The 18,543-nt window shown below is 66.6% G+C and carries 16 protein-coding genes; 5 read left to right on the top strand and 11 right to left on the bottom strand.

The window, feature by feature from the left end; translation table 11 throughout:
- Positions 1 to 7 precede the first annotated feature (7 nt).
- Positions 8 to 352, bottom strand: a complete 345-nt coding sequence (locus ABQF13_RS15630; RefSeq protein ID WP_448393677.1) for a cupin domain-containing protein — start codon at positions 350 to 352, stop codon at positions 8 to 10.
- 88 nt (positions 353 to 440) lie between these two features.
- Here ABQF13_RS15630 and ABQF13_RS15625 point away from each other — a divergent pair, with 88 nt between their 5' ends.
- On the top strand, positions 441 to 1,463 hold the full coding sequence (locus ABQF13_RS15625; protein ID WP_448393676.1) for a nitronate monooxygenase: 1,023 nt from the start codon (positions 441 to 443) through the stop codon (positions 1,461 to 1,463).
- A 9-nt stretch (positions 1,464 to 1,472) separates the two neighbouring features.
- On the opposite strand, the gene ABQF13_RS15620 is transcribed toward ABQF13_RS15625, so the two are convergent.
- From ABQF13_RS15620 to ABQF13_RS15610, 3 genes are read right to left on the bottom strand one after another with little or no spacing between them, the layout of a single operon-like run.
- Positions 1,473 to 2,465 carry an LLM class F420-dependent oxidoreductase gene (locus tag ABQF13_RS15620; RefSeq protein WP_448393675.1) on the bottom strand — a complete coding sequence of 331 codons (993 nt, stop codon included), beginning with the start codon at positions 2,463 to 2,465 and terminating at the stop codon, positions 1,473 to 1,475.
- A gap of 11 nt (positions 2,466 to 2,476) precedes the next feature.
- Positions 2,477 to 3,115, bottom strand: a complete 639-nt coding sequence (locus tag ABQF13_RS15615) for an amidase family protein (protein WP_448393829.1) — start codon at positions 3,113 to 3,115, stop codon at positions 2,477 to 2,479.
- The gene (locus ABQF13_RS15610; protein ID WP_448393828.1) at positions 3,096 to 3,326 is read right to left on the bottom strand and encodes an amidase family protein; all 231 of its coding nucleotides are present in this window, start codon (positions 3,324 to 3,326) and stop codon (positions 3,096 to 3,098) included. Before ABQF13_RS15610 ends, ABQF13_RS15615 begins: the two co-directional genes overlap by 20 nt.
- 194 nt (positions 3,327 to 3,520) lie before the next feature.
- Here ABQF13_RS15610 and ABQF13_RS15605 point away from each other — a divergent pair, with 194 nt between their 5' ends.
- Both ABQF13_RS15605 and ABQF13_RS15600 read left to right on the top strand, forming a co-directional pair.
- Complete coding sequence (locus ABQF13_RS15605; RefSeq protein WP_448393674.1) at positions 3,521 to 3,718, top strand: hypothetical protein; 198 nt, start codon at positions 3,521 to 3,523, stop codon at positions 3,716 to 3,718.
- Between the two features lie 43 nt (positions 3,719 to 3,761).
- The gene (locus ABQF13_RS15600) at positions 3,762 to 4,187 is read left to right on the top strand and encodes a pyridoxamine 5'-phosphate oxidase family protein (protein WP_448393673.1); all 426 of its coding nucleotides are present in this window, start codon (positions 3,762 to 3,764) and stop codon (positions 4,185 to 4,187) included.
- Between the two features lie 6 nt (positions 4,188 to 4,193).
- On the opposite strand, the gene ABQF13_RS15595 is transcribed toward ABQF13_RS15600, so the two are convergent.
- The 3 genes from ABQF13_RS15595 to ABQF13_RS15585 form a co-directional block, all read right to left on the bottom strand.
- The gene (locus tag ABQF13_RS15595; protein WP_448393672.1) at positions 4,194 to 5,666 is read right to left on the bottom strand and encodes a class I adenylate-forming enzyme family protein; all 1,473 of its coding nucleotides are present in this window, start codon (positions 5,664 to 5,666) and stop codon (positions 4,194 to 4,196) included.
- A gap of 61 nt (positions 5,667 to 5,727) precedes the next feature.
- Positions 5,728 to 7,896 carry a 3-hydroxyacyl-CoA dehydrogenase NAD-binding domain-containing protein gene (locus tag ABQF13_RS15590; protein WP_448393671.1) on the bottom strand — a complete coding sequence of 723 codons (2,169 nt, stop codon included), beginning with the start codon at positions 7,894 to 7,896 and terminating at the stop codon, positions 5,728 to 5,730.
- 5 nt (positions 7,897 to 7,901) lie between these two features.
- Positions 7,902 to 9,113 carry an acetyl-CoA C-acetyltransferase gene (locus tag ABQF13_RS15585; RefSeq protein ID WP_448393670.1) on the bottom strand — a complete coding sequence of 404 codons (1,212 nt, stop codon included), beginning with the start codon at positions 9,111 to 9,113 and terminating at the stop codon, positions 7,902 to 7,904.
- 209 nt (positions 9,114 to 9,322) lie between these two features.
- Between ABQF13_RS15585 and ABQF13_RS15580 the strand changes: the two genes are divergently transcribed.
- A complete protein-coding gene (locus ABQF13_RS15580) occupies positions 9,323 to 10,495 on the top strand; it encodes a pyridoxal phosphate-dependent aminotransferase (RefSeq protein ID WP_448393669.1) in 1,173 nt (390 codons plus the stop codon).
- A gap of 33 nt (positions 10,496 to 10,528) precedes the next feature.
- Here ABQF13_RS15580 and ABQF13_RS15575 read toward each other — a convergent pair whose 3' ends face one another.
- Both ABQF13_RS15575 and ABQF13_RS15570 read right to left on the bottom strand, forming a co-directional pair.
- Entirely contained in the window at positions 10,529 to 11,008 is a 480-nt protein-coding gene (locus ABQF13_RS15575) for an SRPBCC family protein (RefSeq protein WP_448393668.1), read from the bottom strand.
- Positions 11,009 to 11,066: 58 nt separating this feature from the next.
- Positions 11,067 to 12,146, bottom strand: coding sequence for a CaiB/BaiF CoA transferase family protein (locus ABQF13_RS15570; protein WP_448393667.1), 1,080 nt, complete (start codon positions 12,144 to 12,146; stop codon positions 11,067 to 11,069).
- Between the two features lie 270 nt (positions 12,147 to 12,416).
- Here ABQF13_RS15570 and ABQF13_RS15565 point away from each other — a divergent pair, with 270 nt between their 5' ends.
- Positions 12,417 to 15,893, top strand: coding sequence for a beta-propeller fold lactonase family protein (locus ABQF13_RS15565; protein ID WP_448393666.1), 3,477 nt, complete (start codon positions 12,417 to 12,419; stop codon positions 15,891 to 15,893).
- On the opposite strand, the gene ABQF13_RS15560 is transcribed toward ABQF13_RS15565, so the two are convergent.
- The gene (locus ABQF13_RS15560) at positions 15,890 to 16,351 is read right to left on the bottom strand and encodes a response regulator transcription factor (protein ID WP_448393665.1); all 462 of its coding nucleotides are present in this window, start codon (positions 16,349 to 16,351) and stop codon (positions 15,890 to 15,892) included. The two genes, ABQF13_RS15565 and ABQF13_RS15560, sit on opposite strands and share 4 nt — an antisense overlap.
- 37 nt (positions 16,352 to 16,388) lie before the next feature.
- The gene (locus tag ABQF13_RS15555; RefSeq protein ID WP_448393664.1) at positions 16,389 to 18,506 is read right to left on the bottom strand and encodes an ATP-binding protein; all 2,118 of its coding nucleotides are present in this window, start codon (positions 18,504 to 18,506) and stop codon (positions 16,389 to 16,391) included.
- Between the last annotated feature and the right edge of the window lie 37 nt (positions 18,507 to 18,543).

Here is an 18,543-nt window from a genome sequence, read left to right as displayed (position 1 = left end):
AGCAAAATCAGGTGTGCCGCCCAACGTCTTTCGCGACGGTCAGCAGCACCACCGAGTCCTCGATGGCATCCAGCCCGTGGCGGGTGCGCGGGATCACGATCTGATCGCCCGTGGAACCCTCCCAGTGGTTCTGCGGATCGGTCACCTTGACGCGGCCCTGAACCACATACAGCGTGGCTTCACCGGGGCTGTCGTGCTCGTCGAGGCGGACACCCGCCGTCAGCGCGATCAGCGTTTGACGCAGCGTGTGCTCATGACCGCCATAGACGGTGTGCGCGGCGCGCCCACTCTTGGCAGCACGCGCCTTGTCGAGCTGCTCGCGAGCGAGGGCGACGAGTGAGATCTTCTCCATAGCCTGAATCCTGCCACCTCGCATACCGGAAGTCCCGCCGGGTCGCTGATGGAAGTATTCGGCGCAGACGCCTTACGGAAGGGATGCTATGACATCACCGCTGAGTGGCCTTGGGCTGACCATCCCCGTTCTCGCTGCGCCGATGGCGGGCGGACCGACCACCGCGGCGATGGTCGTCGGCGCCACCCGTGCAGGCGGCCTGGGGTTCGTGGCGGCCGGTTACAAGACCCCGGATGCCGTCGCCGCCGAAATATCGGCAGTCCGCGCCGCGAGTGTTCCGTTCGGCGTCAACCTCTTTGCCCCCAACTCGATTCCGGTCGATGCCGACGCCTACCCGCGGTACGCGGATGCGTTGGCCCCGGTGGCGCACCGGTTCGGTATCACGCTGCCGCGCGAGCCGGTCGAGGACGACGATCAGTTCAGCGCGAAGATCGACCTCTTGCTCACCGAGCCGGTGCCCCTCGCCAGCTTCACGTTCGGAATTCCGGATGCGGGCGTCATACGGAAGCTGCAACGTGCGGGCACCGTCGTGCTGCAGACCGTCACGTCGGTGGAGGAGGCGTGCGCCGCTGCGGCTGCGGGAGTCGACATGCTGGTCGTCCAATCACATGCTGCCGGTGGTCATTCCGCGACCCTGAACCCCCAGCGGGCGACCGAAACGCTCGCCGTCGCCGACCTGGTGCGTGCGGTCACCGACGCCGTGGGCCTTCCGGTGGTCGCGGCGGGCGGGTTGTCGACGCGGGCTGACGTAGCGGGTGTCGTTGGTGCCGGGGCGACGGCGGCGATGGTGGGCACAGCTCTGTTGCTGGCCGAGGAAAGCGGGGCGTCGTCCACCCATCAGCGGGCGCTCACCGATCCGGCCCGCACCGAAACGGTCGTCACCCGTGCGTTCACCGGCCGGCCAGCCCGCGGCTTGCGCAACAACTTCATCGATACCTATGAAGCGCAGGCGCCGCTGGGTTACCCGGCGATCCATCATTTGACCAGCCCGTTGCGCAAGGCGGCGGCAGCGGCCGATGAGCCTGAGCTGCTTCATCTTTGGGCGGGCACCGGTTACCGCGATACGCGGCGAGCGTCGACCGAGCAGATCCTCACCAAGCTGACCCCGTAGTCGTTCGGGCTAGCTCAGCGCCGGGATGACCTCGCGTTCGAACATCTCGATGCCCGTGCGGTCGTAGGCGGCCTCGGGGAAGTAGAGGATCGCGTACTCGCAGCCGAGCTCACGCATGCGATCGAGCTTCTCGACGACCTGTTCCGGTGTGCCACTTGTGGATTCGGGTGAGGTTACCGAGCTCAGCATGGCGTCGACCGCTGCTTCGTCGGCCACGGCGACCTGCCGGGCGCGAAGCCGCTCGACCCGAGCCTTGACGTCGGCTTCCGAGTCGCCGATCACCGCGTTGAAGTTGGCCGACCGCACGATCGCGTCGTAGTCGGTGCCGACCGCGCGGCAATGCTCGGCCAGCACCTGCGACTTGTGCGTGAACCCCTCGGGTTCGGAGGTGAAGTTCGTGTACTGCGCATACTTGGCGGCGATGCGCAGCGTCACCTTTTCCCCGCCGCCGGCGATCCACAGCGGAATACCGCCTTGCTGGAGCGGCTTTGGCGCCACGATCGCACCGTCAACCTGATAGTGCTTACCGTGGAAGCTGACCTGCCCGTCGCGCCAGGCGTCGCGCATGATCTGCACGCCCTCGTCGAGGCGGCCGAGACGTTCGCCCGCGGAGGGAAACCCGTATCCGTAGGCGCGCCATTCGTGTTCGTACCATCCGCCGCCGATGCCCATCTGAACCCGGCCGCCGGAGATGATGTCGGTGGTGGCGGCGACCTTGGCCAGATACGCCGGGTTGCGGTAGCTCATCGCCGTGCACATCTGGCCCAGCTTGATACGTGACGTCGTCGCCGCGTAGGCGGCCATCAACGTCCAGGCCTCGTGGGTGGCTTCGGGAGTGGGGACCGGCACGGTGTGGAAGTGGTCGTAGACCCACAGCGAGTCCCAGGAGGAGCTGTCGTCGGCGTATTCGGCGAGGCCGCGCATCACCGGCCAGTGCTCTTCGGTGGGGATATCCACCAGATCCAGTCGCCAGCCCTGCGGGATGAACAGTCCGAAGCGCATGGCATCCGACTCTAGGCGACCGGGCCTGCCATCGGCGGGGAACGCCACCCTCCGAACACCTTCTCCAGGTGGCCCGCCACCGCGAGCGCTGTGGCGTCCTGCCACGGCCTGGCGACGACCTGCACTCCGATGGGCAACCCGTGCTTCGAGGTGCCGCACCGTATGACGGCGGCCGGCCAGCCGGTCAGGTTGTGGACCATCAGGTGGGAGAAGTCGGAGATCTCAACCAGGCGGTGATGATGGGGCTTGGCCGCGGTCGGCATCGCGGGCCCGACGATGACGTCGTAATCAGCCATGAACGTGAGCATCTCGACGCGGTACGCATCGACATCGGCCAGACGCCTTCTGGCGACGTCGTCGTCGGGTCGCGAAATGCCGTCGTCCAGGTAGGTGGCGACCCGCAGGTTCGTCACATCGACGTCGTCCGGGTTCCCCAGTGGGGCGGGCACGGCGTAGGGGTCACGCAGATCGGGGCCGTTCATGATCGACAACGCGAGATACAGGTCTCGGACCGACCGTGCGAGCGGGCCGTAGCAGTTGAACTGGCCGAAGATCCCCCACGCGTCACCAAAGACGCTGCCGGTCCTCGGGATTCGGCCATGGGTCGGCTTGAGGCCCGCAAGCCCGGTGTTATGGCACGGCTGGCGGATGCTGCCGCCGCCGCACGATCGCGCCCTCGTCGCGCAGCCTGGCCACCACCGTCGCGTCGTCGCCGGCGCGACCGCGCAGCGCCGGGGTGCCGCCGGAACAGTCGAGCCCGGCCACCAACATGACGTCCTTGACGACCACCGGTAACCCGTGCGCCCGGCCCAACCGAACACCGCGCGCGGCCCGGTCATCGGCGTCTGCCGCGGCCTGCAGGCAGTCCTCCGGATCAGCCGCCTGGACCAGCGCATTGAGGGCGGGGTTGACCGCGTCTGACTCATCTCGGTTCGATTACGTAGGTCGCGGTTTCCATCACGACGACCACGGATGGCCTTCTGATCGCCACAAAGGTGGTATATGGTGTGCATCACATGAAAGCTGTCGTGTGAAATCTGTCACATAGGAGTGTCGTGGGCCGGGAGTTCGAGATGCATCCCGTACGTGCTGGCGAGTCCGTCGGCGTGCGCTGGTTTTATGTCCTTCTTCTCGTCGTGATCGCCATCGCGGCCGCCGCGGGCATCGTGAGCACCGTCGCGATGGGTCAGACACAGGTCGCCATCATCATCGGCCTGGTCACCATGGCATTCTTCTCGCGGGTGGCGGCCTGACGCTTTACCCGTAGCTGTCGGGGGCTGCAGTTAGCCTGGTGCGATGGCCCTTTCCAAGGAAGAACGCGAGGCGTTTCTGGCAGAACCGCACATCGCCGCGCTGTCGGTGAGCGCTGGCGACAAGCGCGGTCCGCTGACCGTGCCGATCTGGTATCAGTACAGCCCGGGCGGTGAGCCGTGGGTGATCACCGGGGCCGGCTCACGCAAACATCGGCTCATCGAGGCGCAGGGTGAGTTCACGCTCATGGCGCAGCGCCTGGAACCGTCGGTGCGCTACGTGGCGGTCGACGGTCCGGTCAGCCGCATCGAGCCGGGCACTGACGAGCAACTGGTCGAGATGACCAAGCGCTATCTGCCGCCCGAGAGGGTCGATGCGTATCTCGCGGTCGCTCGCCGCGAGCACGGCGAGAGCGTGGCGATCTTCCTGACGCCGCAGCACTGGTTGTCGTCGGACCTCGGATCGATCTGAGCGATTTCAGCGAGGCCGGTAAAGCTGAGCGACGGCGGGCAGGCTGACCTTCAGCGCCGGGTTGCGCGGCAACTCGTCGACGACAGTGAACGCCACCGGCACGTTGTAGACGGGCAGCTGCGCACGTACCAAGGCGGCAAGCTCCGCCTCGGAGGGAGCAGTAGCTCCGTCGGCAACTTCGATCGCCGCGAACGGCACCTCCCCGAGCCGTGCGTCGGGCACCCCGACGACGCAGGCGTCACGCACGGCGGGATGCGAGATCAGCACGTGCCGAACCGTTTCCGGCTGCACCTTGAATCCGCCCCTATTGATCGCGCCGTCGGCTCTCCCGTGCAGGGTCACGAAACCGTCGACGTCGATCGAGGCGATGTCGGTGGTACGGATCCAGTCGGGTCCGATCGGGGCGACCTTGGCCTCCAGCAGCCCCTGCTCACCCGGTGCCAGCTCGAAGCCGGTTTCGGGGTCGACGACGCGTAGTTGGGTGTCCGGCAGCGCCCTGCCGACGCTGTGGCGTTTGGATGCGCCGAACTCGGCTTGCATATCGGGCGTCCACGCGCACAGCGACCCTGCGAATTCCGTTGCACCGTAAGCCAACACGATAGGAATGCCGTACCGCGCCTCGAACTCGTCGCGTATCTCGGGGTCCAACGGACCTGATGCGCTGATCAGGACTTCCAGCGACGCCAGGTCCTCCTTGGCGACGTCGGCGTCGAGCAGCATGCGGATCACCGCCGGTTGCACACCCGAACGTGTGATGCGGTGCTCCTTGACCGCGGCGACGAAACCGTCGACACTGAACCGCTCCAGCAGCACGATCCGCCTGCCGTTGTGGATGCCTGCGACCAGTTGGCACACCCCGATGCCGCCGAACTGCCAGTAGGCAAGTTCGGGTGGCGCGTCGGTTGGGGCGTTCTCTCCGCTGGTGACGCTGAATACGGTGCGCTGCAGCACGGGTGTTCTGATCGACTGTCGTTTCGGCGGCCCGGTGGTGCCGCTGGTCAGGATCTGCAGCGCCACATCGGGTTCGGCCTCGGCGTGCGCGCAGCCTTCGTCGCGACGGCTGAGGCCGGCGACGGTCGGTGGCTGCAGGGAGATCGCGACTGCGGCGCTGCCGGCCCGCTCGGCGGCGGCGATGACCGGGTCGGTCCAGTCCTCGATGTCGGCGACGACGGCGGACAAGCGCAGCGCTTCGATGTCACGGCCGATGGCTTCGGGCGACTGAAACGAGTAGATCATCGACACCGGCCGGCCCGCGGCGAGGAAGCCGATGATCGCCGCGGCGTGCGGCAGCCGGTTGCGCACCACCAACCCGACCGGGGCACCGTCGGCCACCCGCGCATCGCGCAACGCGTCGGCGATCGCGCGCATGTAGGCGGTGATCTCGTCACCGGAGTACCAGCTGCCGTCGTATTGGATGCAGGGTTGGTCGCCGTAACTCGCCAGCCCGGCCGCGAAGGTTTCGGTGAAGCTTTCGGACACGACCAACAATTTAGCGGGGTTCACGCCCCGACAGCCGACGAGCGCTCGGCCCGTCTCTTGGCTACGTCAGCGAGTCCGGCGGGCTGAACCGCTCGCCGTAGCGGGCGGCCAACTCCTTGGCCCGTGCGACGAACGCCTCCTTGCCGACACCGCCCGGGCCTTCGTAGCCGGCGATGAACTGCGCGCTACCACCGGTCCACGGCGGGAAGCCGATGCCCATGATGGAGCCGATGTTCGCGTCGGCCGTCGACGTGAGAACGCCCTCGTCGAGGCACTTCTGGGTCTCCAGCGCCTCGGCGAACAGCATGCGGTCGATCATGTCCTGCAGCGGAATATCGGCGCTGCCGGAGTTGAACGTCTCCCGCAGTCCCGGCCACAGACCGGTGCGCTTACCGTCGACGTACTCGTAGAAGCCGGCGCCCTTCAAGCGGCTGGGCCGCCCGATCTCGATCATCTTGTTGACGACAGCTTCGGCCGGGTGCGGCTCGTAGCTGCCGCCGGCGGCCTCGGTGCTCTTGCGGGTCTCGGTCGCGATCTTCTGCATCAGCTCGAGGTTGAGCTCGTCGGACAACTGCAGCGGCGGCGCCGGGTAGCCGGCCTGCGAACCCGCGGCCTCGATGCTGGCCGCCTCGACACCCTCGCCGAGCATGGCCAGCGCCTCGTTGACGAAGGTGCCGATGACGCGGCTGGTGAAAAAGCCACGGCTGTCGTTGACGACGATCGGCGTCTTGCCGATGGCCAGCGTGTAGTCGAACACCCGGGCCAGGGCTTCATCAGATGTCTTCTCGCCCTTGATGATTTCCACCAGCGGCATCTTGTCCACCGGCGAGAAGAAGTGGATGCCGATGAAGTCCTCCTGTCGCTTGACCCCGGTGGCCAGCCCGGTGATCGGCAGCGTGGAGGTGTTCGAGCCGAGCAGCGCGTTGGGCTCGACGATGTCCTCGATCTCCTGGAACACCTTGTGCTTGAGTTCCTGGTTCTCGAAGACGGCCTCGATGACGAAGTCGACGCCCTTCAGGTCGGCAGGATCGCCGGTCGGGGTGATGCGGTCGAGCAGCGCCTTGGATTTCTCTTCGGTGGTCTTGCCCCGCTCGAGCGCCTTTGCTTCCAGCTTTTCGCTGTAGCCCTTGCCCTTCTGTGCGGCCTCCAGGGACACGTCCTTGAGCACGACGTCGAAGCCGGCCTTGGCCGACACGTAGGCGATGCCGGCGCCCATCATCCCGGCGCCGAGCACACCGATCTTGGTCGGCAGCGTCTTGTCGATCCCGTCGGGTCGCGATCCGCCGCCGTTGATGGTCTGCAGATCGAAGAAGAACGCCTGGATCATGTTCTTGGCGACCTGGCCGGTCACCAGCGACGTGAAGTAGCGGCTCTCGATGCGTGATGCGGTGTCGAAGTCGACCTGCGCGCCCTCGACCGCGGCGTTGAGGATCGCCCGCGGCGCCGGCATCGGCGCGCCCTTGAGCTGCTTTTTCAGCAGCGCTGGGAACGACGGCAGGATGCTGGCCAGGCCCGGGCTGCTCGGCGTGCCGCCGGGCATCTTGTAACCTTTGGCGTCCCACGGCTGGGATGTGCCATCGGGGTGCTCAGAGATTTCAGCCTTGATCCAGGCCCTGGCCGCGGGCACCAATTCCTCGACGCTGTCGACCAATTCGTCGATCAGTCCGATGTCCTTGGCCTTGGCCGGCTTGAACCTGGTGCCCTGGCTCAGCACCTCCATGAACGCCTTCTGGATGCCGAACATCCGCACGGTGCGGACGACGCCGCCACCGCCGGGCAGCAGGCCGAGGGTGACCTCGGGCAGGCCGATCACCAAACCCTTGACGTCTGCGGCGATGCGGTGATGACACGCCAGCGCGATCTCCAGTCCGCCGCCGAGCGCGGCGCCGTTGATGGCGGCGACGACGGGCTTGCCCAGCGTCTCCAGCTTGCGCAGGTCGGCCTTGATGAACTCGACCTCTTCGAACGCGTCGGCGGCGTTGTCCGGGCCGACGTTCATCATGCCCTTGAGGTCACCGCCGGCGAAGAAGGTCTTCTTGGCGCTGGTGATGACGACACCGGTGATCGAAGCGGGGTCGTCTGCGACAAGCCGTGCCAATTTTTCAACGGCCTCATGCATCGAAGCCTTGTAGTGCTCGTTCATCACGTTGGCCGAGCCGGTCGGGTCGTCCAACGTCAGGGTGACGATGCCGTCGGCATCCTTGTCCCACTGAATGGTGTTCTCTGCCATTGCTGTTAAACCCTCTCGATGATGGTGGCCACGCCCATGCCGCCGCCCACGCACAACGTGATCAGCGCGCGTCGCGCACCGCGGCGCTCGAGCTCGTCGACCATGGTTCCGGTGATCATGGCGCCGGTGGCGCCCAGCGGGTGACCCATCGCGATGGCGCCACCGTTGACGTTGAGCTTCTCGTCGGGGATGCCCAGGTCCTTCTGGAATTTCAGCACCACCGATGCGAACGCCTCGTTGAGCTCGAACAGGTCGATGTCGTCGACGGTCAGACCCGCGCGGTCGAGCACCCTCTGGGTCGCCGGCGTCGGGCCCGTCAGCATGATGACCGGGTCGGCGCCGCTGGTGGCGGTGGCCACCACGCGGGCCCGCGGCGTGAGATTTTGAGCCTTTCCTGCGCTCTCCGAGCCGATCAGCACCAGAGCGGCGCCGTCGACGATGCCCGAGCTGTTACCGCCGGTGTGCACGTGGTTGATCTTCTCCACGAAGTGGTACTTCTGCAGCGCCACGTCGTCGAAGCCGCCCATCGCGCCGATGCCGTCGAACGCGGTCTTGAGCTTGGCGAGCCCTTCCATGGTGGTGTCGGGGCGCATGTGCTCGTCGTGGTCGAGGATGACCAGGCCGTTGCGGTCCTTGACCGGCACCACCGACTTGGCGAAGTAACCACCCGACCAGGCCGCCGCGGCCTTTTCCTGGCTGCGCAGCGCGAACCGGTCGACGTCCTCGCGGGAGAAGCCCTCGATGGTGGCGATCAGGTCGGCGCCGATGCCCTGCGGCACGAAGCCCACGGTGTAGTTGGTATCCGGGTCGGTGGCCCAGGCGCCGCCGTCGGAGCCCATCGGGACGCGGCTCATCGACTCCACACCGCCGGCGAGCACCAGGTCGTCCCAGCCGGAGCGCACCTTCTGCGCCGCCATGTTGACCGCTTCCAGCCCGGAGGCGCAGAAGCGGTTGAGCTGCACGCCGCCGGTGGTCTCCGGCAGACCGGCGGCCAGCACCGCGGTGCGGGCGATGTCGCCGCCCTGGTCGCCGACCGGGGAGACGACGCCGAGGATGACGTCGCTGATCAGCGTCTCGTCCAGGTCGGGATAGCGCCGCCGCATCTCGTCGATCAGACCCGTGACCAGGTCGATCGGCTTGACCTCGTTGAGCGCGCCGTTCTTGTTCTTGCCGCGGGGTGTGCGGATGGCCTCGTAGATGAAGGCTTCTTCAGACATGAAGATATTTCCTGTTCAGGTTGGCGTACGGGATGCCCTGTCCAACGGACGGTAGTCCTGCTACCCGCAGCCTAACAGTTTCGGCCAACCTGTTGGTTGGGCAGCCTAAGCAGCCCGCATCCGGCCGAACGTGGGTTACCGGCACACAAATCGCGGCGCGAATCGCGTGTCGGTAACCCCCGTTCGCCACAGCGCTACGCTCGACAACCGTGACGGTTCGTCGGCTACAGCCTTACGCGGTGACGGTGTTCGCCGAGATGTCGGCGCTGGCCGCGCGCATCGACGCAGTGAACCTGGGCCAGGGCTTTCCCGACGAGGATGGCCCGCCGGCGATGCTCGAGGTCGCGAAGGACGCGATCGCCGATGGCGTCAACCAGTACCCGCCCGGTCTTGGTATCCCGTCGCTGCGTGAGGCGATCACCGCGCAACGACGGCGGCGCTTCGGCACCGAATACGATTCGGACACCGAGGTACTCGTGACGGTCGGTGCCACGGAGGCGATCGCCGCCGCGGTGCTGGGGCTGGTGGAACCCGGCTCCGAAGTGTTATTGATCGAACCGTTCTACGACTCCTACTCCCCCGTCATCGCGATGGCCGGTTGCCAGCGGCGCGCGGTATCTCTGCTGCAAGACGGCGGCACCTTCCGCATCGACATCGACGGCCTGTGTCGCGCAATCACCCCGAAAACCAAGGCGCTGATTGTCAATTCGCCGCACAACCCGACGGGCATGGTCGCCGGCGACGACGAACTGCGGGCGCTGGCCCAGCTTGCCGTCGACGCGGACCTGTTGGTGATCACCGACGAGGTCTACGAGCATCTGGTGTTCGACGGCCGAGAGCACCTGCCGCTGGCCAACTATCCGGGAATGGCCGACCGCACCGTGACGATCTCCAGCGCTGCCAAGATGTTCAACGTCACCGGCTGGAAAATTGGTTGGGCTTGTGGCCCGGCTGATCTCATCGCTGGCGTGCGCGCGGCCAAACAGTACCTGTCCTATGTCAGCGGCGCACCGTTTCAACCCGCGGTGGCCCATGCGCTCAACACCGAGGATGCCTGGGTCGCTGCACTGCGGGACTCCTTGCAGGCCAAACGAAACCGGTTGGGCGCTGCATTGACCGATATCGGTTTCGCGGTGCACGACAGCTTCGGCACCTACTTCCTGTGCGCCGATCCGCGTCCGCTCGGCTACCACGACAGCACCGAGTTCTGCGCGCAGCTGCCGCATAGAGCCGGCGTCGCGGCCATCCCGATGTCGGCGTTCTGCGACCCGGGCGCCGAGCACGCCGGCGCGTGGAACCATCTGGTCCGCTTCGCTTTCTGCAAACGCGACGACACGCTCGACGAAGCGATCCGCCGGCTAGAAGTGCTGCGCCCGCATTAGGCCGTGGTGCCGACACCGGCGTTTTGGCGCGATCTACTCGTACTTTCCCGCCCGGTTGTCCCTTTGGGCACTTTTGGCCCTTTGGGCGCTGACTCGCTCGCGCAGGTTCTCGGTGGCGACGTCGAGCACCATCTTCTTCGCCCGGCGCAGCAGAAACTCGGGAATGGGTGCGGCCAGGTCGATCACGATGTCGAATCGCACCCGCGTGCGGTCCTCCCCGACCGGGGTGAGGTTGTACTCTCCGTGCTGACCGCGCTGCTGCAACGTGGCCTTGGCGTCCCAGACCACCCAGTCATCGCCCCAGTGGTACTCGAGCAGTTCCTTGTCGGTGATCCCCATGATCTTGAACGTCGCCTTGACGTGGTGCGGACGTCCGTCGGGGTGCCGGTCGAGCACCTCGACGTACTTGTGCACCGACGACCACGACGGCACCGCTTCGATGTCGGCGAGCGCATCGAGAATCGCGCCTTTGGGCGCTTCAAAGACGACTTCTCGCGACGCGCGGACCGCCATGGCGCAAATCGTAGCTAACACCACGTGCTTGCGTACCGCGTTTGACAGCTAATTGACGCTACCAGCGAATCTCATCGATGGGGGTGGTCGACTGGGGCGGTGCGCCGATCGGCGGCGCCGGTGTGCGGGAGAATCGCGGCGCCGGTGCCGCCTGGTCGACGCCGTTGGCGGCCACCATGGTTGACCGCGCGCGCAGATGCTCGTTCTGCGCGGCTTCGGACCAAGTGAGCACAGGTGTGACGCATGCGTCGGTACCGGCGAAGACTTCGGTCCACTCCTCGCGGGTCTTGCTCGCAAACCGTTCGGCGAAGAGGTTGTGCACGTCGGGAAACGCCTCCCTGTCCATCTGTGGAGGAAGTTCATCGGCACTCAGCCCGAGTCCGGCCAACAGTTGCGCGTAGAACTGCGGTTCGATCGCCCCGACAGCCATGTACTTGCCGTCGGCGGTTTCGTAGGTGCGGTAGAACGGTGCGCCGCCGTCGAGCAGGAACGACTCGCGTTCGTCCCGCAGCGTGCCCGTCGACTTCATCGTCCACGCCATCTGGGTCAGAATCGAGACACCGTCGACCATGGCGGCGTCGATCACCTGCCCCTTACCGGAACGCTCCCGCTCATACAGCGCCGATACGATGCCGAGCAGCACCAGCATCGACCCGCCACCGAAATCGGCCACCAGGTTCAGCGGCGCGACGGGCGGGCGGTCACGAAACCCGATGGCCGACAGCGCCCCGGTCTGCGACAGGTAGTTGATGTCGTGGCCGGCGGCGTGCGCCAGCGGTCCGTGCTGCCCCCACCCGGTGATGCGGGCGAAGATGAGCCGCGGGTTGACGGCCGCGCAGTCATCGGGCCCGATGCCCAGGCGCTCGCAGGTGCCCGGGCGGAACGCGTCGATGAGCACGTCGGCCTTGGCGGCGAGGTTCAGCAGCGCCGCCGGATCCTGCTTCACGTCGAGGTCGACGACGCGCTTGCCGCGGTGCAGCAGATCGACGTTTTCCGCCGGCATCTGCAGTCCCCCGGGTCGACGCACCCGCACGACGTCGGCGCCCAAGTCCGCCAGCACCATCGCGGCGTGCGGTCCAGGCCCGATGCCGCCGAGTTCGATGACCTTTACCCCGGCCAGGGGTCCGCTGTTCGTCACCGAAGCAACGTAGCGCGACCTGCCAAATGTGGTCACTTCCCCGCTCTCGAGGTCTTCGGCGCACTGTGCGAGTGCTAGCGCGCGATGGCCGAATCGCTCGGCTTTGAACACCGGATCGCCCGGCCCGAGGGGTTGGCCGACACCGGTATCTAGCCATGTCCCCTACGTGGTCGGTGGCCGAAGCCCGCGAATTTGCAGTGGTGCGCTACTGAGACCGTCGCGTCCAAGCGGAGCCACGATCTCCCACAGGCGCGAACCGGGGAGGTTGTCATGAAGTCATCGCATGTCATCGGACGTGTCGGCGGTTTGGCGGTGGCGCTCGGGGTCGGCGCCGCGGTTTCGCTCGGGTCTGCCGCGGCGGCATGGGCGGACGACACCGGGTCTGCAGCTTCGGGCGAGGCAGCTACCAGCGCGGCGGGCACCAGCCAGACCGACGACACTGCTGGAGCGCAAGACGCCTCTGCCATCACCACCACGACTACCACGACTACCACGGACGACGATCCGACCGCATCGACCGACGCTGACGGAGATGGTTCGGCCGACCGCGCCGGACATGACTTCTCGGCGCCGATGGGCGAGCTGGTGCGGCGGGTGCCGCGGGGTCTGGCCATCTCCACCGGTGGTGCGCACACCTCAAAGTCGGGCACTAAGGGCGCGGCACTCGACGACGCCACTGAGGAATCGGCCACGGCGACGAGGGAACCGGTGGGCCGATCGAACACGCGGCAAAAAAGGCTCGAGGTGGTGGGTACGCAGGACGAGGACGCGGACGTGACCGCGGTGGTGCGGCCGGCTCAACGTTCGTGGCAGGAAATCTCACCACCACAGCCCGACACGGTCGCTGACGACGCGGACACCGCTGTTGTCGAGAAGGAGCCGGTGGCATTTGAGACCACCACGCTTCCCGTAGCGCCCGTCAAGGTTGTGACGCAAACCATTTCGGCCGCCGACACCGCGCCGTCCGATCCGCCCAGCCCTTTGAGCACGGTTGTCCTGGCCGCGTTGGCGAGAACGGGCTGGGCTCCGCTGACGCCCAACAGTCCAGCGGCGCCGAGGAACTCGCCGTTGGAAATGGCGCTGCTGGCCCTCGGTGCCCGGCCACGCCCATTCGGTTCGTCGCCCAACGGCCAAATCGCCGACGAAGTACAGACTTCGGCTGCCGCGGCGGCGCCGCGGTTTGTGACCAAGCCGTCGATACCGGTCGGCGTCAACCCCTCCGGTGTGGTGATCGGTCCAGACGGCCGGATGTTCGTGGCCAACACCGGCAGCGGCACCGTGTCGGTCATCAACACCGCGACCGGTCAACGAATCGATGCCAGTCCGACTTCATCCTCGATGGACATCCGGGTGGGGGCGGCACCAAGCGCGTTGGCGCTCAGCCCCGATGGCAAACGGTTGTATGTGGCGAACACCGCCAGCGGCACCGTGTCGGTGGTCGACACCGTCACCTATATGCGCGTCGACGCCAACCCGAGCGCCTTATCGATGGACATCAAGGTCGGAGCCGCCCCCATCGCACTGGCCTTCGGCTCCGACGGCCGGCTGCATGTGGCCAACCGCGGCAGCAAGAGCGTGTCGGTGATCAACACCACCACCAACACGCTGGTCGACACCAACCCGAACGCAGCAGGGGTTCAGTCAATTTCGGTGGGTTCCTCACCAAGCGCGCTGGCGGCCAGTCCTGATGGCCGACTGTATGTCGCCAACCGCGCCAGCAACACGGTATCGGTGATCAACACGGCAAACTTCAGCGTCACCGCTACCGTCGCCGTCGGAAAGCAGCCGTCCAGCGTCGCGCTCGGCGCCGACGGCAAGGTGTATGTCGCCAACACCGGCAGTAACACGGTGTCGGTGATCAATGCCGCTGGAGTGAAACATATTTCCGTCGGGCCCGCGCCGAGTTCGGCGGCGTTGAGCCCAGACGGCGCGTTCGCCTATGTCGCCAATGCCAACGGCACCGTGTCGGTGATCGACACCACCACCTCCACTCTGCTCAGCACCGTGGCGATCGACACCGACCGAACCGGTGGGCACGTCGTCGCCGTCGGCGCCGACGGCACCGTCTACATCGCCGACGCCGCCGACCGCACCGTGCGTGTACTGGTCCGCCAGGGTAACGCCGCGCCCCAGAGCGGCACACCGACCGTCGGCACGCCCGACACCGCCACCGGCGCGGTCAGCGGAGCACTCAACTTCACCGACGCCGACGGAGACACCCTGTCCTACAGCGTGACCCAGCCCTCCAGCGGCACCGTCACCATCATTTCGACCGGCACCTACACGTACACACCGACCCAAGCGGCACGAGAACAGGCCACGCAAACCCCGGGCCGGGAATCCGCCACGTTCGTCGTCAACGCCAACGACGGCGAAGCCACCGCAACCGTCACCGTCACCGTGCCCGTCGCACCGCTCAGTGCCGACCCGGGTGGGCCCCCCATCGACGTCTCCTTGCCCGGCACACCGTCAGGTATCTTCGCGAACACCGACCGCACCCACGCTGTCATCACCTCGTATGCCATCGAAGGGGACGGCAGCGAAACCACCTGGGCCGCCGTGGTCAACCTCGTCACCGGAGACCAGATCGGCAACACGATCACCTTGCCGGGGTTTCAGGCGGGCACAGTCGTGACCAACGATGGCACCCGGGCTTTGATCGTCACCTACGACGCCGATGCGACACGGGGCGTGGTGATCGATCTGGCCACAGGAACCCAGACAAGCCCCACGATCATGCTGGCCGGCGGGCCCACCTCCGTCCAGTTGAGTGATGACGGCGGCCACGCTCTACTGAGTGGCTACACCCGAGACGAGAACACCGGGGTCTACACCACCCACATCGCGGTCATCAATCTCGCGACCGGCACGCAGAAGGGATCCACCCTCACCTTCACCGGCGAATCATCCACCGTTCTTCCGGTGACCGCCAACGCAGACCATGTTCTGCTCAGCCTCAACTCATACGATGGGCGAACAAGCACGAACACGATGCGGGTCCGCGTGATCAACACCGCCACCGGCGCCCAGATCGGCAACGGCTTGGTCCTGACCGGCCACCAGGCACTAGGCGGGGCTCTGGTGAGCCCCGACGGCAGCCGCGCCGTGTTCTCCACAAGCCATACCACCAGCACAACCAACACCACTTCGGTCGCGGTAATCAACACCGCCACCGGCAATCAAGTCGGCAACACGCTGACGTTCAGCGGCTACGGCTATATGCAAATGAGCGACGATGGCAGCCGCGTCGTCGTCGCGACCACCGGGAAGGACGGCAACACTCAAGTGGCGGTTGTGAACACGGCTGCCGGCAGCGCCGTGCGCACCACCCTTCCCGGCGGGGTGTGGCGAGAACCGGCGTTCAGCGCCGATGGCACCCGCGTATTGGTCAACACCGTCGTCTACAGACTGTTCGGTAACAGTTACACGACCCGGCTCACGGTTTTCAATACCGGCACCGGTAAGCCGGTTGGCCTGGCCGTCGCCGTGGCGGGCCGCCCGATCTCGACGGTATCGACCCCGGATGGCACCCGGGCCGTCATCGTGACCGCGACAGTTGTGAACGTCTTTACATCCACCTATCGGGTGGTGGCTATCAACACCACCACCGGCAGGCAGGTCGGCACCACCCTCACCTTCTCCGGGGCCCAGCCGCCCACGGTCGAATTGAGCGCCGACGGCAGCAAGGCCCTGATCACAACCTTCACCAACGGCGTCCCCGAGGTGACAGTGATGCGGATTGTCTAGCGGCCGTTGCGGTTGCGCCGCGGCAGTATATTGGCCAGTTCATCACGACTTGCGGTGTCGGTCTTCGTCATGGCCCGGTAGATATGGCTCTCGACAGTCCGGACGGACAGCGTCAGCCGTTCGGCGATCGCCCGATTGGACAGTCCCTCACCGAGGAGCATCACGATCTCTGCTTCGCGGTCGGTCAGCGGCAGCTTTTCGGACGCCTGACGAAGCGCAGGAGTGCTGATGCCACATTGGGCCGCCAAAGCTTCCGCTCGCGCCGAGCATCCCAATGCCGACCCGCGTCTGTCTTGGCGTCGGTACGCGAGAGTAGCGTGGGCGGCCGCGTCGACCGCGGCGACGCGGTCGCCCATGTCCTCGAATTCCTCTGAGAGCGACGCGAGTTGCCCCGGATCGCCGACGCGCAGCGCAGCGGCGAACCGCGCCGCCAGACCCACCCGCGGGCCGTCGACCATCGACTCGAGTTGGTGCAACCGCGGCGCGCAGGTACGGTCACCGAACTGGGTCGCGGTTTGCAGACAGAGCACCTCTGACCCGAACTGTCCTTTGACCGAACATCTTTCGGCAGCCGCCAACACGTCGGCGATCCCCTCGCTGACGGCGCCCATGACCGGCGGCCAACCACGCCCGCGCGAGGCTCCGCTCGAAGTCCAACGACCGAAACCGGCGTTGCACCCTTTCGGCCAAGGCCAGCGCGTCGGCTGCCTCGGTTGTCGACCCGCAAAGCGCCAGCGTCGTCGCGTGAGGTAGGCGGTAGCGGTAGCCCCAACCCAGCGGATGCGACGTCGACAGCCCGTCGACCGCATACTCCAGCAGCGCGCTGGCGGTCTGCAGATCCCCGGCCCCGAGCGCGGCTCGACCTGCGATGGCCGCGCCGAGCAGTGAGGCCGCCCCCGGCAGATCTGCTGCCTGCTGACGGGTGCGCTCAGCCACCTCGAGCGCCCGGTTGACGTGCCCGGCCAGCAGCAACGCGCTCACTTCGGCGTCGGCAATGTTGAACCTCATGTGCGGGGCGTCAAGGGTTCGGGCGGCGACGGCATATCCGGCCTCGGCGCTGGAAACGGCCTCGGCCGAGCGCCCGGCATCTGCCGAGATCTGCACAAGAACCCAGGACACCTCCGTTCCGACGACAGGAAGGTCCTTCAGCGCAAGGTGTTTGGATACCTCGGCCGCCCGGTCGGGGTGATCCGTGGCGAACCAGTAGACGGTGAGGAACGCGTCGACGTAAGCGCGAGCTTCCAACGTTGTGCGGCGCGCTGCCTCGTCGATGATCCCTTTGGCTCTGCCGGGTTTGCCGAGCGCCCACAGCATGTTGCTGGACCGCAGAAACGCCAACTTGGCACGGTCGCGGTCGGTCAGTTGGTCGGCACAGATGCCGGCGAGCACATTCTCCGCGTCTTCGCCACGGCCCAGCCACGACAACGCGTGCGCGCGGACGAAATTGGGTTCAGGTTCCGCACCGGCCTTGCGCGCCGCTTCGGCGATGCGATCGGCGAGCGTCAGTTCCCCCAGCCACACCGCGCCGTGCGCCGCCTTGGTGAGCAGGTCCGGGTCCGGGGTGAGGTCAGATTCGGTGCTCAACGCCGCGCGGCGCACGACGCCTCGGATGTCGTCGGGATGAGCCGAGGCCGCGAGTTCCGTTGCGATCAGGCCACGAAGCCGTCGCAGCCGACTTTGCGGTGCGCGCCTGCGACGCACTTCGCCGTACAACGGATGGGCCACCCGCGCTTCGATACCGTCCCCCGCTGCCTCCAGGGTGATAAGGCCGCGGGTTTCGGCCTCCTCAACGGCGGCCGCGTCGGTGATCCGGGCCAGGGCAGCGAGGTCGATCGGTTCCCCGACGGCTACGACGTCGACCACATCGCCAACCGCCGCCGGCAGGTTTCCGATGCGGGACTCGACCAACTCGACCAACCCCGGCGGCATGACGGGATCACCGATCCAGCACCAACGCATGTTCTCCCGGACCAGTCGGCCGCCTGCGACCTCCTGCTCGACGATATTCTGCAGATACAACACGTTGCCGCGCGTCAGCCGCCACAACCGTCGCGCGGCCTCGGCATCCACCCGCCCCTTCAGCGTCGCCGATAGCAATGCGGTCGTTTCGTCCAGGGACAGTGGTTCGAGGTCGATGCGGTCGAACCGGCTCTTTGTCCATATCTGCTGTATCGCAGGCGGAATCGGCTCACCGTCGCGAACGGTGAGGATGACCTTTGCCGCGCCCCGCACCACGATCTGATGCAGGACGAAGGTCGAAAGATCATCGAGCAGGTACACGTCGTCGACGCCGAGAACCACCGTAGCCGTCGTCGACGTGGCGGTCAGCGAATCGATCACCCCGTGCAGCAACGCGAAGGTGTCGGTGACGTCGCGCGTGGCCCACGCCGTGAAGGCGCCAAGCGGAATCGAGCGCGCCGACGCCGCCCCTGCCGTCCAGCGCGTCTCATAGACGGTCGGCGGAAGGGTCGACAGCGCCTCGCGGGCGATGCGCGTCTTTCCCGCGCCCTGCGCACCGCAGATGAGCACTCCGCAGGCATCCGGGGCCGAGATGGCGGCCTCGATGGTCCGCATCTGTTCGGTGCGGCCGATGAACGGCCACCTCAACCCCACCCACAGAGCCTAGAAGCGGCGCAACCGCTTCGCGCGG

The organism is Mycolicibacterium sp. XJ879, from assembly GCF_053483935.1.
The sequence above is the reverse complement of the archived record's forward strand: the minus strand, read 5'-3'. Positions and strand labels throughout refer to the sequence as shown.

Excerpts from the sequence above, each read along its gene's own strand:
- ABQF13_RS15575 (WP_448393668.1), bottom strand. The coding sequence starts at position 11,008 with ATGGCGGTCCGCGCGTCGCGAGAAGTCGTCTTTGAAGCGCCCAAAGGC.
- ABQF13_RS15625 (WP_448393676.1), top strand. The coding sequence starts at position 441 with ATGACATCACCGCTGAGTGGCCTTGGGCTGACCATCCCCGTTCTCGCT.
- ABQF13_RS15590 (WP_448393671.1), bottom strand. The coding sequence starts at position 7,896 with ATGGCAGAGAACACCATTCAGTGGGACAAGGATGCCGACGGCATCGTC.
- ABQF13_RS15630 (WP_448393677.1), bottom strand. The coding sequence starts at position 352 with ATGGAGAAGATCTCACTCGTCGCCCTCGCTCGCGAGCAGCTCGACAAG.
- ABQF13_RS15600 (WP_448393673.1), top strand. The coding sequence starts at position 3,762 with ATGGCCCTTTCCAAGGAAGAACGCGAGGCGTTTCTGGCAGAACCGCAC.
- ABQF13_RS15565 (WP_448393666.1), top strand. The coding sequence starts at position 12,417 with ATGAAGTCATCGCATGTCATCGGACGTGTCGGCGGTTTGGCGGTGGCG.
- ABQF13_RS15585 (WP_448393670.1), bottom strand. The coding sequence starts at position 9,113 with ATGTCTGAAGAAGCCTTCATCTACGAGGCCATCCGCACACCCCGCGGC.
- ABQF13_RS15620 (WP_448393675.1), bottom strand. The coding sequence starts at position 2,465 with ATGCGCTTCGGACTGTTCATCCCGCAGGGCTGGCGACTGGATCTGGTG.
- ABQF13_RS15560 (WP_448393665.1), bottom strand. The coding sequence starts at position 16,351 with ATGGTCGACGGCCCGCGGGTGGGTCTGGCGGCGCGGTTCGCCGCTGCG.